This is a genomic window from Vibrio sp. E14 (assembly GCF_020515785.1).
Lineage (GTDB): Bacteria > Pseudomonadota > Gammaproteobacteria > Enterobacterales > Vibrionaceae > Vibrio > Vibrio diabolicus.
Genome location: NZ_JAHPJI010000011.1, coordinates 59,198 through 73,072 on the forward strand (window position 1 = coordinate 59,198; position 13,875 = coordinate 73,072).

The 13,875-nt window shown below is 45.1% G+C and carries 19 protein-coding genes; 8 read left to right on the plus strand and 11 right to left on the minus strand.

Features of this window, described 5'->3' with window-relative positions; genetic code table 11:
• Window position 1: 1 nt before the first annotated feature.
• From rapZ to LIX84_RS20850, 9 genes are all read right to left on the minus strand, one after another.
• Entirely contained in the window at window positions 2-865 is an 864-nt protein-coding gene (gene rapZ / locus LIX84_RS20810) for an RNase adapter RapZ (protein ID WP_006742353.1), read from the minus strand.
• 14 nt (window positions 866-879) lie between these two features.
• Entirely contained in the window at window positions 880-1,326 is a 447-nt protein-coding gene (gene ptsN, locus LIX84_RS20815) for a PTS IIA-like nitrogen regulatory protein PtsN (protein ID WP_005381116.1), read from the minus strand.
• Window positions 1,327-1,328: 2 nt separating this feature from the next.
• Window positions 1,329-1,616: a ribosome hibernation promoting factor gene (gene hpf, locus LIX84_RS20820; protein WP_005381114.1), complete on the minus strand. Its 288-nt coding sequence runs from the start codon at window positions 1,614-1,616 to the stop codon at window positions 1,329-1,331.
• 24 nt (window positions 1,617-1,640) lie between these two features.
• Entirely contained in the window at window positions 1,641-3,110 is a 1,470-nt protein-coding gene (locus LIX84_RS20825; RefSeq protein WP_005396241.1) for an RNA polymerase factor sigma-54, read from the minus strand.
• 50 nt (window positions 3,111-3,160) lie between these two features.
• The gene (lptB, locus tag LIX84_RS20830) at window positions 3,161-3,886 is read right to left on the minus strand and encodes an LPS export ABC transporter ATP-binding protein (RefSeq protein ID WP_005396240.1); all 726 of its coding nucleotides are present in this window, start codon (window positions 3,884-3,886) and stop codon (window positions 3,161-3,163) included.
• 1 nt (window position 3,887) lies between these two features.
• Complete coding sequence (gene lptA / locus LIX84_RS20835) at window positions 3,888-4,382, minus strand: lipopolysaccharide transport periplasmic protein LptA (protein ID WP_005396239.1); 495 nt, start codon at window positions 4,380-4,382, stop codon at window positions 3,888-3,890.
• Entirely contained in the window at window positions 4,363-4,926 is a 564-nt protein-coding gene (gene lptC, locus LIX84_RS20840) for an LPS export ABC transporter periplasmic protein LptC (RefSeq protein WP_005396238.1), read from the minus strand. The genes lptA and lptC overlap by 20 nt, the downstream gene beginning before the upstream one ends.
• Window positions 4,927-5,012: 86 nt before the next feature.
• Window positions 5,013-5,984 (minus strand): arabinose-5-phosphate isomerase KdsD, encoded by a 972-nt coding sequence (gene kdsD, locus LIX84_RS20845; protein ID WP_005396237.1) that lies wholly within the window; start codon window positions 5,982-5,984, stop codon window positions 5,013-5,015.
• 29 nt (window positions 5,985-6,013) lie between these two features.
• Window positions 6,014-6,979 (minus strand): calcium/sodium antiporter, encoded by a 966-nt coding sequence (locus LIX84_RS20850; protein WP_005396236.1) that lies wholly within the window; start codon window positions 6,977-6,979, stop codon window positions 6,014-6,016.
• Between the two features lie 374 nt (window positions 6,980-7,353).
• Here LIX84_RS20850 and mlaF point away from each other — a divergent pair, with 374 nt between their 5' ends.
• From mlaF to LIX84_RS20890, 8 genes are all read left to right on the plus strand, one after another.
• Window positions 7,354-8,157, plus strand: coding sequence for a phospholipid ABC transporter ATP-binding protein MlaF (gene mlaF, locus LIX84_RS20855; protein WP_005396235.1), 804 nt, complete (start codon window positions 7,354-7,356; stop codon window positions 8,155-8,157).
• A complete protein-coding gene (gene mlaE / locus LIX84_RS20860) occupies window positions 8,147-8,938 on the plus strand; it encodes a lipid asymmetry maintenance ABC transporter permease subunit MlaE (protein WP_005396234.1) in 792 nt (263 codons plus the stop codon). The genes mlaF and mlaE overlap by 11 nt, the downstream gene beginning before the upstream one ends.
• Before the next feature lie 2 nt (window positions 8,939-8,940).
• Complete coding sequence (mlaD, locus tag LIX84_RS20865) at window positions 8,941-9,429, plus strand: outer membrane lipid asymmetry maintenance protein MlaD (protein WP_012841383.1); 489 nt, start codon at window positions 8,941-8,943, stop codon at window positions 9,427-9,429.
• Window positions 9,430-9,431: 2 nt separating this feature from the next.
• Window positions 9,432-10,070 carry a phospholipid-binding protein MlaC gene (gene mlaC, locus LIX84_RS20870; RefSeq protein WP_005396232.1) on the plus strand — a complete coding sequence of 213 codons (639 nt, stop codon included), beginning with the start codon at window positions 9,432-9,434 and terminating at the stop codon, window positions 10,068-10,070.
• On the plus strand, window positions 10,070-10,390 hold the full coding sequence (locus LIX84_RS20875; protein ID WP_226422111.1) for an STAS domain-containing protein: 321 nt from the start codon (window positions 10,070-10,072) through the stop codon (window positions 10,388-10,390). The genes mlaC and LIX84_RS20875 overlap by 1 nt, the downstream gene beginning before the upstream one ends.
• A gap of 3 nt (window positions 10,391-10,393) precedes the next feature.
• Window positions 10,394-10,648, plus strand: coding sequence for a BolA family iron metabolism protein IbaG (gene ibaG, locus LIX84_RS20880; protein WP_005396230.1), 255 nt, complete (start codon window positions 10,394-10,396; stop codon window positions 10,646-10,648).
• Window positions 10,649-10,657: 9 nt separating this feature from the next.
• Window positions 10,658-11,923 (plus strand): UDP-N-acetylglucosamine 1-carboxyvinyltransferase, encoded by a 1,266-nt coding sequence (gene murA / locus LIX84_RS20885; protein ID WP_046873610.1) that lies wholly within the window; start codon window positions 10,658-10,660, stop codon window positions 11,921-11,923.
• Between the two features lie 146 nt (window positions 11,924-12,069).
• On the plus strand, window positions 12,070-12,795 hold the full coding sequence (locus tag LIX84_RS20890) for a 1-acylglycerol-3-phosphate O-acyltransferase (protein ID WP_005381088.1): 726 nt from the start codon (window positions 12,070-12,072) through the stop codon (window positions 12,793-12,795).
• A gap of 85 nt (window positions 12,796-12,880) precedes the next feature.
• On the opposite strand, the gene LIX84_RS20895 is transcribed toward LIX84_RS20890, so the two are convergent.
• Window positions 12,881-13,270, minus strand: coding sequence for a RidA family protein (locus LIX84_RS20895; protein ID WP_005381087.1), 390 nt, complete (start codon window positions 13,268-13,270; stop codon window positions 12,881-12,883).
• Window positions 13,271-13,398: 128 nt separating this feature from the next.
• A complete protein-coding gene (gene pyrI, locus LIX84_RS20900) occupies window positions 13,399-13,860 on the minus strand; it encodes an aspartate carbamoyltransferase regulatory subunit (protein WP_005381086.1) in 462 nt (153 codons plus the stop codon).
• Between the last annotated feature and the right edge of the window lie 15 nt (window positions 13,861-13,875).

A 13,875-nucleotide genomic window follows, 5' to 3' on the forward strand; every position in this document is an offset into this window, starting at 1 on the left:
GCTACTCCTTAGTGTTTTTCTCTAGTGAGGTATGACGAATTTGCACTTGGTGTCCTTTATTGGCGAAGTACTCACCGATTTGCTGAGTTAAGTACACCGAACGGTGTTTACCACCGGTACAGCCTATTGCAACGGTCAAATAGCTGCGGTTATTTTTCTCGAGCAGAGGTAACCAATTCTCTATAAAGTTTTCAATTTGGTATTTCAAACTTAACACCGATTGGTGCTGCTCCAAAAATGCGGCGATAGGGGCATCCAAACCCGTAAGTGGGCGCAACGCTGGTTCCCAATGTGGGTTGGGCAAGAAGCGAACGTCGAATACGTAATCGGCATCGGAAGGCAGGCCATATTTGAAGCCAAAAGACTCAAATACCATAACAAGCCCTTTGCGATCCCTGCCTTCAACACGCATACGCACGGTTTCACTCAACTCATGCAAAGATTGTCCACTGCTATTCAGTACAAGATCGGCATGCGCTTTAAGTGGCGTTAAAATTTCTTTCTCACGCTCGATGGCTTGGTCAAGGGAGAGAGAGGTGCCACCTAAAGATAAAGGGTGGATTCGGCGTGTTTCGCTGTAGCGTTTGAGTAGCGTTTCCTTATTGGCGTCCAAGAAAAGCACGGTCACATCAAGCTCTGTTTTCAACTGCTCCAGTGTACCAGTCAGTTCTTTTAGCTTTTTAGGGATATTGCGAATATCAATGCTTACCGCAACATTCTGCTTGCTGTCAGCAACAGAGTGAACAAATGCGTCCAGCAAATTCACTGGGAGGTTATCAACACAGTAATAACCTAAGTCTTCCAGTACGCGCAGCGCAATACTCTTACCGGCACCTGAGTGCCCGCTAACCACGATTAGTCGCATGATGTCCGTCCTGCTTATTGGTGAATCATGATGTCGTAAAGTTCTTCATCACTCTGAGCATTGCGCAGTAGTTTCAATACTTGCTTATCGCTCAGACGTTCTGCCATAGAGGATAGAGTCTTGAGGTGCTCTTTGCACTGTTCTTCTGGTACAAGGAGCGCAAAAAGAAGGTCGACAGGTCGATTATCAATCGCATCGAATTCAATGGCTTCATCACATTGCAGCAACACAGCAATAGCCTTGTCGCTTGATTGCATTCTAGCGTGTGGGATCGCAATACCGTTTCCGATACCAGTACTGCCCATTTTCTCTCTGTTGAGCATGCACTCGAACAGTTCGGTAGAATCTTGGCCCGTTTGATCAGCCACGATGCGGCTGATCATTTCAAGGGCGCGTTTTTTACTCGTGCAGTGGACCGCACTCTTGGTGCAGTCCAATGACAGTATTTCGCTCAGTTGCATGATTAATGACTGTTTAGTTTTTCTTTGTGCTTATTGAGTTGGCGAACCAATTTATCTACCAGCGAATCGATCGCGGCATACATATTTTCGTCATCAGCTGATGCGTGGATTTCGCCTTGATTTATATGAAGCGTAGCTTCCGCGATTTGAGTGATTTTTTCAACTTTTAGTACAACATGTACTTGATTGATATGGTCGAAGAACCTTTCGAGCTTCTGAAACTTAGAATTTACATAGTCTTGCATTGAATCGGTAAGATCAACGTGATGGCCTTGAATATTGATTTGCATAGACTTTCCTTTTCAGTTAGTGCCTTATAATAGGCGTTTACGCTGACTTGAAGGGGCAATTCCCAAGGATTCTCGATATTTGGCTATCGTACGTCTCGCGACCTGAATCCCTTGGTCAGCCAGAAGAGCAGCAATCTTGCTATCACTCAATGGCTTAGCAGTATTCTCTGCTGCGACCAGTTTTTTAATGAGTGCGCGAATTGCTGTTGACGAACATTCTCCGCCGTTGTCAGTACTAACATGGCTAGAGAAGAAGTACTTCAATTCAAAAATGCCACGTGGTGTATGCATAAATTTTTGTGTTGTTACACGAGAAATCGTGGATTCATGCATGTCCACTGCCAAGGCTACATCATTTAGTACCATTGGCTTCATGGCTTCCTCACCATACTCAAAGAAATCTTGTTGATGTTCAACAATACATCTTGCAACTTTGAGTAGCGTCTCGTTTCTACTCTCTAAGCTCTTAATTAACCATTTTGCCTCTTGCAAATTGCTGCGGATGTACTGGCTATCCGCGCTATTGCCTTTGCCTAATTGAGCATATTGTTGATTTACTTTTAATTTTGGAACGCTATCTGGGTTGATAGAAACGGTCCATTTGCCGTTGTCTTTAAAAACGGACACATCTGGAATTACGTACTCGGTATCATCCGGTGTGATACGGCTACCGGGACGAGGATCTAACTGCTGGATAAGTTTGAGGACTTCACGGAGATCGGCTTCTTTCAGCTTAGTCTCTTTGATGACGAGCTTGTAATCACGGTTCCCCAGGTGATCAATATGATCCGCAAGAATCATTTTGGCTTCAGCAAGCCACGGTGTGTCTTCTGGGAAAGTCGCTAGCTGTAGCAGTAGGCACTCTTGTAAGTTGCGTGATGCCACACCGAGCGGATCGAACTGCTGAATACGTTTACGAACGGCTTCTACTTCGTCTAACTCAATCTCTTCGTTATCGAAGCTCTCATGAATTTCTTCAGGAGATAGGGTTAGGTAACCGTAGTCATCAACAGCGTCAATAATCGCTAATGCAATCGTACGATCGGTTTCACTGAATGGTGTCAGGTCAAGCTGCCACATTAGGTAGTCATGCAATGATTCCGTGGTTTCGCCTTGGTAGACAGGCATATCATCATCAAGAGCTAAGCCAGTGCTACCAGTATTCGCGCTGTAGACGTCATCCCAAGTGGTATCGATTTCAAGTTCAGAGCTGATCTCTGACTTCTCAATTACGTCTGAACTGTCTGGAACGTCAATGTCTGCTGGTTCGTTAGCACTGTTGCTATCAGCAGCCTCGACCGCTGATTTATCTTCACCGTTTGCTAGAGGCTCATCTTGGCCTTCTTCAACTTCCAATAATGGGTTTGAATCCAAGGCTTCTTGGATTTCCTGTTGAAGATCGAGTGTCGACAGTTGCAGTAAGCGAATCGCTTGTTGCAACTGTGGCGTCATGGCTAACTGTTGACCTAGCTTGAGTTGTAATGAAGGTTTCATTCAGTGTTACTTACCTTGTAATGCTCAGAATCTTACCGTTCCTAATATAATCATAGACGGAATTGTTCGCCGAGATAAACTTGTTTCACCTGTTCATTATTGAGAACTTCTGCCGGAGTTCCCGATGCAATTAGGTGCCCTTGGCTTACGATATAGGCTTTTTCGCATACGTCCAGTGTTTCACGCACGTTATGGTCAGTGATTAACACTCCGAGGCCGCGATCGCGTAGATGCTCGATGATTTTCTTGATGTCATTAACCGAGATTGGGTCAACACCTGCGAAAGGTTCATCCAACAAAATGAATTGAGGGTTGGCTGCTAAAGCGCGAGCGATTTCCACCCTGCGTCGCTCACCCCCTGATAGTGCCATACCCGCACTGGTTCTGATGTGCTGGATGTGGAATTCTTCCAACAAATCTTCCAGCTTATCTTGGCGCTCTTCACGTGTCATTTCTTGACGAGTTTCGAGTACAGCCATGATGTTATCTTCCACCGACAGCTTACGGAAAATCGACGCTTCTTGCGGAAGGTAGCCAATCCCGAGACGCGAACGACTGTGCATCGGCAGAATACTGATGTCTTTATCATCAATGGTGATGGTGCCTTCATCTCGTGGCACCAAGCCGACAATCATATAAAACGAGGTGGTTTTACCTGCGCCGTTTGGGCCTAGCAGCCCAACAATCTGACCAGATTCAACTTCCAAGCTAACATCGGTTACGACTTTGCGCTTTTTGTAGCTTTTCGCCAAGTTTTTCGCACTCAGTACTGCCATATTAGTTCTCTATCTGATTGGGTTGCAAAATGGTCGTAACGCGCTCTTCCTTAGAGCTATCAGCGACTAGCTTTTGTTTACCAATTTGGTAACGAATCGAAGAACCTTTAATGGTGTTGTTGTCTTGTGCCAGTTGCGCTTGACCTTTCATGGTCAATTCGTCTGTAGAAATACGGTAATCCAGCTCCACAGCTTGACCACTCAGTGTCTTACCATCGTCCATCAGCTGAGAAAACTTCGCAGGTTTACCAAATGCTTGAATCTGTTTGATGGCTTCGGTTTTAGGATCGCGCGTTACCACGATTCTATCAGCATCGATATTGATGCTACCTTGCTTAAGAGATACATCGCCTTTAAAGATAACCTGGTTACTCTTCATATCCACCTGTTGGGTGTCAGAGTTAATGTAAACCGGTTGTTGAGTATCCGACTTAAGTGCCAGCGCTTGAGGCGCCGCCAATACCAGTGCCAGTAGGCTAAGGTGTAACGGTTTCATATCGACCTTGAACTTCGTCTGTCAGAGTTGCGGTATGCTGCTTTAAGTTGCCTTGCATTGCGCCTCCAGTAGTTTCAAATTGTGGCCCAACCAACATGACCTGTTGATCGGCTTTAAAATCACGATTGGTTAGATTAATGACTAACTTGTCTGTTGCCATGGTATCAAAGCTCGCACCAGGCAGAAGATTTTGCATTAAGACCTTGTCATATAACGTTAAGACTTGGTCTTCATCTAACACGGCTCTTGTGGCCGTCACCTTCCATTCAATGACGCTACCTTCACGGTAAACCATCAAAGTCGGGTTATTAAAAATGGTATCTCCACTCTTAGCATAATGGTCTAAGTTCGTGGAGCGGATGATGTAACTGCGGACACCATCTTCACCATAGGTGATGTTTTCCAGTCCAGTACCACTGAACATGGGCAGTTCAGAATCTGGTGCTACTTGAATTGCGTCGTTGCCTTTTGGGGTCAGTAGGTAATAACCGCACCATGCGACAACGAAGATCAAGAGCAAATAAATAAGGCGAGTAAAACTCATATAATGAAGGCCTATCGTTTAGCTCAGTACTTCCCTGACCATTGCCTTTATTTGTGTAATAAATGATTTAAATGTTTGTGCTGATATTACATCACGCCAGCTTTTAGTAAATCGTGCATGTTCAGTGCACCCACAATTTTTTCGTCTTTACATAAAATCAGAGCGTTAATATTTTTATTCTGCATCAAGTTCAAACCTTCAACCGCTAGCATATCAGGGTGCGCTGTGGTTGGATTTGTCGTCATGACTTCGCCAATCGCGGTCGTATGAATATCAATGCGTTTGTCTAAGGTGCGACGTAAATCACCATCGGTGAATATACCAAGCATAGCATCGTGTTCATCGACGATAGCGGTCATACCTAGCCCTTTTTCTGAAATTTCAAGCAGGGCATCACGAATCAATGCGTTTGGAGAAACTTTAGGTAACGCTTCTCCAAAGTGCATAATATCAGACAACTTAAGCAGCAGTTTTCTCCCTAACGCGCCACCTGGATGAGACAGGGCAAAATCTTCGGCAGAAAAACCACGCGCTTGAAGTAGGGCTACGGCTAATGCGTCTCCCATTACTAATGTGGCAGTGGTACTGCTGGTCGGTGCCAACCCTAGTGGGCAAGCTTCTTGAGGTACCGTGATTTGCAGGTGCAAGTCAGACAGTTTTGCCATATTGGATTCTGGCTTGCCTGTCATGCTAATTATCTTGATGTTCAGGCGTTTTAATACCGGAAATAGAGACAGAATTTCGTTTGACTCACCAGAGTTAGAAATTGCGAGCACAATATCTCCAGGGCTGATCATGCCCAAGTCGCCATGTGCTGCTTCGCCAGGGTGAACGAAAAACGCAGAAGTCCCCGTGCTTGCCAGAGTCGCAGCAATCTTGTTACCAATGTGGCCTGACTTGCCAATACCCATAACGACTACTTTGCCGCTGTTGGAAAGGATCAGTTCGCACGCTTTCTCAAATTGATCATCAAAGTAGGTATCCAGCTCTTGCAGAGCAGCAACTTCGATATCAAGAACTTGTTTAGCAGCAGCGCGAAAATCAAATTGATTGGACATATCAGTTCTCTACTTATTTATCGTGGTAATTAAGCGGCCATGTTTGCGAATAAGTACACTTGATAACCTAGGAAGCATGCAAACAAGATTGCACCTTCAATACGGTTAATACTGCGTGATTTACCCAAACACATCGCGACAAGTAATAGTGAAACGCCTAACATGACCCAGAAGTCACGTCCCATCGCGTACTCACTCAGCACCGATGGATTAATGATGCCAGGAATGCCCATTACGGCCAGAATATTAAACACATTCGAGCCAATAATGTTACCGACGGCCATGTCGTCTTCACCTTTTAAAACACCAGCAAGCGATGCTGCGAGCTCAGGTAGACTAGTACCGATGGCAATGATAGTCAGACCGATGACAAGATCGCTCATGCCAAAATACTTTGCAATAATCACCGCGTTATCCACTAGCATGCTTGCTGCCAAAGGAAGCAGTATCAGGCCAATAACCACCCACATGATCGCTTTAGGGTTGCTGACGCCTTCTGGGATCTCTGACTCTTGGTCATCAAGAAAAACATCACCTGATTTTTGTTCTTTGCGGCTGATCTGCAACATAGCAAATAAAAATGCCCCAAAGAGTACAAACAATAAGACACCTTCATAAAAACCGAGATGGCTATTCCAAAGCAGAATACCGGCGAGTACTGTTACAGCAATCATTAATGGCAGTTCCCGGCGGATGACCGCGGAGCTAATCGACAGAGGCTTGATGAGTGCTGTAATACCTAGGATTAACGCGATGTTCGCGATGTTTGAGCCTAAAACGTTACCCACTGCAGTATCGGTTTTTCCGTCCCAGGCTGCGGTTGCAGAAACCATCATCTCTGGCGCAGAAGAGCCCATCGCAAGGATTGTCATGCCGATGACAAGAGGTGAAATACCGACGTTGCGGGCTATCGCTGCAGAACCAAAAACAAGTTTATCTGCACTCCATACGAGCAAAACAAGACCGACTATAAGCAACGCTACGGCTTCGAGCATGAGAATTCCTAAGTATTAAATAAGTAAAATGAATAACCGCTAATTTTGACCTTTTGCGGCCTAAAATGGAAGATAAACGACGAATAAATTAAAGGTTAGTAACGAAAATGTATGCAAATGTCGTTCACTTAAATCAGCAATTCTTGTCTAGGATTTAAACACTTTGCGCTGATTTGATCGTAATCCATAAAAAATTGCAGGTATATACTCGACTTTATTTAATTGAACAGTGCTTTAAATTCAAAGCCAATGTGCTTATGATTGCAGCCTAATAAATGTACCGACGTTACTTTATTAAACGTGAAATTCAACTCCGTTGTGTGTCAGGTTGATGATGCCGTGAGTTGCAACGCTCCGACAGTAGAAGAGATGATATGTCGAACAACGATTTAGTCACCGTGAACAACCTCACTTTTTCACGGGGAGAGCGCAAGATCTTTGATGGTATTGATCTGCATGTTCCTGAGGGCAAAGTGACGGCCATTATGGGACCATCGGGAATTGGTAAAACAACACTGCTGCGTTTAATTGGTGGTCAGTTGTATCCCGAGCAAGGAGAGATCTGGTTTGATGGCGACAATATTCCCTCTCTCTCGCGTAAAAAACTCTACCATGCTCGAAAGAAAATGAGCATGTTGTTTCAATCAGGAGCTTTATTCACTGATTTGAATGTCTTTGATAACGTCGCCTTCCCATTGCGAGAGCATACGAATTTATCTGAAGAGCTGATTCGTACCATGGTATTGCTTAAGCTTGAAGCCGTCGGTCTACGCGGCGCGGCACAACTGATGCCGAGCGAGCTATCGGGTGGCATGGCAAGACGCGCTGCGTTGGCGCGTGCGATCGCCCTGGATCCTGATTTAATCATGTATGATGAACCATTTGTCGGACAAGACCCAATCACCATGGGTGTCTTGGTTGAGCTCATTAGTAATCTAAATCAAGCGTTAGGTTTAACTTCTATAGTCGTTTCTCACGACGTGCCTGAAGTAATGAGTATTGCCGATTGGGTTTATCTGATGGCCGATGGCAAAATTATCGCTTTTGGCACACCAGAAGAGCTTAATCAGAATCCTGACCCTCGCGTTCAGCAGTTCTTACAAGGTGATGCAGATGGTCCTGTACCGTTTCGCTTCCCTTCTCAAAGTATCGAAAAGGACTTATTTGATGGTCGATAACTTTATGCATTTTGTCGCCTCACTAGGTAGACGAACGCTCTCCATCTGCGGAGCATTTGGTCGTGCGACTTTCATGCTGATTGGGGCACTGTTTACTAAGCCACAACCGCTCAAAAGCTTTCCTCTGCTCGTTAAACAACTTTATTCCGTAGGCGTCCAGTCTCTGGCGATTATCGTCGTATCTGGGTTGTTCATTGGTATGGTCTTGAGCCTACAAGGCTATGTTGTGCTGGTGGATTACGGCGCAGAGGGCAGTTTGGGGCAAATGGTGGCGCTCTCATTGCTACGTGAATTAGGGCCCGTTGTCACTGCACTTCTGTTTGCTGGTCGTGCAGGCTCTGCGTTAACTGCAGAGATAGGTTTGATGAAAGCGACGGAGCAACTCTCTAGCCTTGAAATGATGGCGGTAGATCCTTTGAAAAGAGTGATTGCGCCACGTTTTTGGGCTGGTGCTATTTCAATGCCATTGCTGGCTATGATTTTCATGGCAGTGGGTATTTGGGGCGCCCAGCTTGTTGGTGTTGACTGGAAAGGTGTTGACCATGGCAGTTTTTGGTCAGCGATGCAGTCCTCAGTTGAACTAGGACAGGATATTGGTAACAGTATGATCAAGTGCTTTGCGTTTGCAATTACGGTTACTTGGGTCGCTCTATTTAACGGTTATGATGCTATTCCAACTTCGGAAGGGATCAGCCGAGCAACTACGCGCACTGTTGTGCATTCTTCTTTAGCAGTACTAGGACTAGACTTTGTACTGACCGCATTGATGTTTGGGAATTAATCATGCAACAAACACGTAAAACTGAATTATGGGTTGGCAGCTTTGTATTAGCGGGAATTTGCGCGATTCTTGTGATGATTTTTCAAGTTGCTGACGTAAAAAGCATTGGCTCTGGTGATACTTACACCCTCAAAGCTGAGTTCGATAATATTGGTAGTTTAAAAGTTCGCTCGCCAGTGAAAGTGGGTGGGGTTGTGATTGGCCGGGTAAGCAATATTTCGCTTAACCCAGATAACTTATTACCTGTTGTAACTCTATCGATCAATAGCAAATACAATCAATTCCCAGAAACGTCGAGCGTACAAATTTTGACGTCTGGCTTGATTGGTGAGCAATACATTGGTTTAGTACCAGGCTTTGTTTTTGACGATGAAGTCATGCTGGTCGATGGCGATACCATCGAAGACACCAAATCAGCGCTCGTGCTTGAAGACTTAATTGGTCAAGTACTTTACAGCGTAGGTGGTTCAGACGATTCAAGTAAGGAATAACTATGTTAGCGAGATTATTACTTTCAGTTTGTGCTGTGTTTAGCGCGTTTGGTACAAGTGCAGCAGAAGTGGATAAAACTGAACCTTATAAGATGATGAAGCAAGTGGCTGAAGTCACGTTCGAAAGATTAAAAGCTGAGCAGCCGAAAATCAAACAAGACCCAGATTTACTCAAGGTGATTGTTGAAGAAGAGCTAATGCCTTACGTCAACTACCGCTATGCTGGGTTAAAGCTCCTAGGTCCAAACCTAAAAGGAGCGAAACGTGAAGACGTACTTGAGTTTATCGATGCATTTCGCGCGTACTTAATTGCTTCTTATGCCCAAGTGCTAACGCAATACAGTGACCAACAAATTGAATTTGGTCCTGAGCCTAGCATTGATGACTCTAAGCGTATCACCAGTATTAAAGTTGATATCATCGATACGCCGCGTCCAAACATCAAGCTAGAGTTCAAATTGCGTAAAGACAACAAATCTGGTGAGTGGGAAGCGTTCGATATGATTGCGGAAGGCATCAGTTTACTCTCTAGCAAACAGTCAGAATGGAATAGCAAAATTCGTCAAGAAGGCATTCTATCTGTCGCGAAAGATCTAGAAAAATTAGCTGCGGAACCGGTTCGCTTTGAGGCGAAGAAATAATGGCCCAGACTCCCGCTCAGTGGCAATTAGATCAAAGCATTCTTAAGCTAACAGGGGCACTTGATAGAGATACAGTGCCCTCATTGTGGGCGTATGCTCAGCAATGGCAACCAGCTCAAGCTGAGCTGGAATGCTCGTTAAAAGAGATAGAGCGCGTCGACTCTGCAGGAATGGTGATGTTAATCCACTTATTAGAGCATGCAAAAAAGCAAAACTGTCATATAATGCTCAGTTTCGTGCCGGCGCAACTGCGCACTTTGTTTCAACTGAGCAATGTTGAATCTTTAGTGGCCAAACACATACAGAATTATCAGGGGTAAATTGTGGATAGCGCAAAAGTACAACAGTTATTAGAAGAAGCACTAAACCTTCAAGAAGTGCATGTAAAAGGTGAAGGTAGCCACTATGAGGTGGTTGCTGTTGATGCTTGTTTCGATGGAATGAGCCGCGTTAAGAAGCAGCAGTTAATTTATGGTCCTCTGATGGAATACATCCAGCGTAACGACATTCACGCATTATCAATTAAAGCGTTCACACCAGAAGAGTGGGCTCGTGATAAGAAACTGATGTCGCTTTAAGGTTTATTGATGGAAAAGTTTCGAGTTATTGGGTCAGATAAACCACTCGTTGGTGAAGTGACCATTTCCGGTGCAAAAAACGCAGCACTGCCGATTTTATTTGCGTCTATCTTGGCGGAAGAGCCTGTAGAAGTGGCAAACGTGCCACACCTTCGTGATATCGATACAACCATGGAACTGCTTAAGCGTTTAGGCGCGAAAGTAAGCCGTAATGGTTCTGTTCACGTCGATCCTAGTAGCATTACTGAATACTGCGCACCGTATGATTTGGTGAAAACCATGCGTGCTTCTATTTGGGCTTTGGGTCCGCTCGTAGCGCGATTTGGTCAAGGTCAGGTTTCTCTACCTGGCGGTTGTGCTATCGGTGCTCGTCCTGTTGATCTGCATATTTCTGGCCTAGAGCAGCTTGGCGCAACGATTACGCTTGAAGATGGTTACGTTAAAGCTGAGGTTGATGGTCGTCTAAAAGGTGCGCACATCGTGATGGATAAAGTCAGCGTAGGCGCGACGATCACCATCATGTGTGCTGCAGCACTTGCTGAAGGCACTACAACACTAGACAACGCGGCGCGTGAACCTGAAATTGTAGACACAGCGGATTTCCTAAATAAGCTTGGTGCAAAAATTTCTGGTGCAGGTACAGATACGATCACGATTGAAGGTGTTGAGCGCCTAGGTGGTTGTAAACACAACGTGGTTGCCGACCGTATTGAGACGGGAACATTCCTTGTCGCTGCTGCGGTATCTGGCGGTAAAGTAGTATGTCGTAACACTAACGCTCATTTGCTTGAAGCGGTTCTAGCCAAGCTAGAAGAAGCTGGCGCGCTTGTCGAAACGGGTGAAGATTGGATTTCAGTAGATATGACCGATCGCGAGCTGAAAGCAGTGAGTGTACGTACAGCGCCGCATCCAGGCTTCCCGACCGATATGCAAGCGCAATTTACGCTACTAAACATGATGGCGAAAGGCGGCGGCGTGATCACTGAGACTATCTTTGAAAACCGCTTTATGCACGTACCAGAATTGATGCGTATGGGCGCGAAAGCCGAGATTGAAGGCAACACTGTTATCTGTGGTGATGTTGAGTCACTCAGCGGTGCGCAAGTGATGGCAACCGACCTACGAGCTTCGGCTAGTTTGGTAATTGCGGGCTGTATTGCTAAAGGCGAAACCATCGTTGATCGTATTTACCATATCGACCGCGGTTACGACAAAATCGAAAATAAACTGGCTGCACTTGGCGCAAATATTGAGCGAGTGAGCGAGGCAAGTTAAACTGCACCGCAGGTAACTTGGATATCAAGAGAGCCGAAACCTGAGTTTCGGCTTTTTTATATCACTCTCATGACCATAGTTATCCTTTATGGAAAGAGAGAAATTAATAGCTGTATCTGGCAAAAGCCGGTTCCTGGAGAACAAGAATGATTGCACTGTTACGTGTATTTGCTGTCGCTATCTTTGCGATTGTTATGTTTATTGGTGGTTGTGGTTACTGCCTGTTAAGCCCCCGAAACCCTAAGCACGTTTTCACTTTTGGCCGCTTGTTTGCCAAGATGTCTCGTGTATTTGGGATTAAGTTAGAGCTGCGTATCCCTGAAGATGCGTATTCACGCGGACAACATGTTTACATTGCTAACCACCAGAACAACTGGGACATGTTTACTGTTTCTGCTGCTGTGACCCCGAAAGTTGTGACAGTAGGTAAAAAGAGCTTGGCTTGGATGCCACTGTTTGGTCAGCTTTACTGGCTTACGGGTAACATCCTGATTGACAGAGCGAATCGCTCGAAAGCAAAAGGTACTATCGATCAGGTCGTGAGCAGCATGAAAGAAAGTGATGTTTCGGTGTGGATGTTCCCTGAAGGCACGCGTTCTCGTGGACGTGGTTTGCTGCCATTCAAAACAGGTGCTTTTCATGCGGCAATTGGAGCAGGCGTACCAATCATTCCTATCGTATGTAGCTCGACGAATAAAATTAAGCTGAACCGTTGGAACAATGGTCATGTGATTGTTGAAATGCTACCTCCAATCAGTACAGAAGGCTATGGTAAAGAGGGCATTCGCGAGCTAGCGAATATCTGTCGTGAACAGATGAAAGAGAAGCTTGAATCGTTAGATGAAGAAGTCAAACAGCGCAACGCTGCTTAAGTTTTACTGCGATATCATCACGAAAAGACAATAAAAAACGGGTAGCCTGAGCTACCCGTTTTTTTATGTTTGTCAGCAAGTGCAATTATTTTCGAACCGCGATTGCTTCAATCTCGATACCAACATCTTTCGGTAGGCGAGCGACTTCTACACAAGAACGTGCAGGGTAGTTTGCTACGCCGTGCTCATCAAAGAACTTGCCGTAAACTTCGTTCACCGTGCCAAAGTCGTTTAGGTCTTTAACAAAAACCGTTAGCTTCACGATATCTGACACTTTAAGGCCTGAAGATTCAACCACAGCCTTTACGTTTTCTAGAGACTGACGAGCTTGCTCTGCGATATCAGCAGACACTTCACCTGTCGCTGGGTTTACTGGGATTTGGCCTGAAGTAAGAACCATGTTACCTAGATCTACGCCTTGAACGTAAGGACCGATTGCTGCTGGTGCAGATTCAGTGTGAAGTACTTTCGTCATTTGATTTTTCCATCAGTTGTAGGGAATAAAGATGCTCAGTTTGCCTCTAAACCCGTGGTAGGTAAAGAGTAAAATACCCCGGCATTGCGGGGTATTTTAAACGTATCACGCCTAGTCGTACGGTGTGTTTATCGTTCGGTTACGATCTCACGTGAGAACACTTTCTCGCAGTACTTACACTTTAGGCGGATTTCTTGTTTCTTTTCGAATACGCTAAAGCTGCTTTCTACTGGCTCATTGTGAGAAATACAGTTTGAATTTGGGCATTCGAAGACATCATTGATGCGCTCTGGAAGCTCTAACGCGAGCTTTTTCACCACTTCATAGTTTTCGATTTGGTTCACGGTCGCGTGAGGAGCATACAGCGCCAACTTGCTCGCTTGCTCTTCATTAATAAACACATTTTCTATTTTCAGTAGATCTTTATGACCGAGTGCCGATGATGGCAAGTTCAGACCAATCGTAACGCGCTGTGATGAATTGTGCATATCGAACAGTCTTAATACTTTGATGCCGATTTGCGCAGGGATGTGGTCGATGACTGTGCCATTTTTGATTGCTTCTACCTGCAATTGAGTTTCTTTAGCCATGGGTTTTCTCCTCGA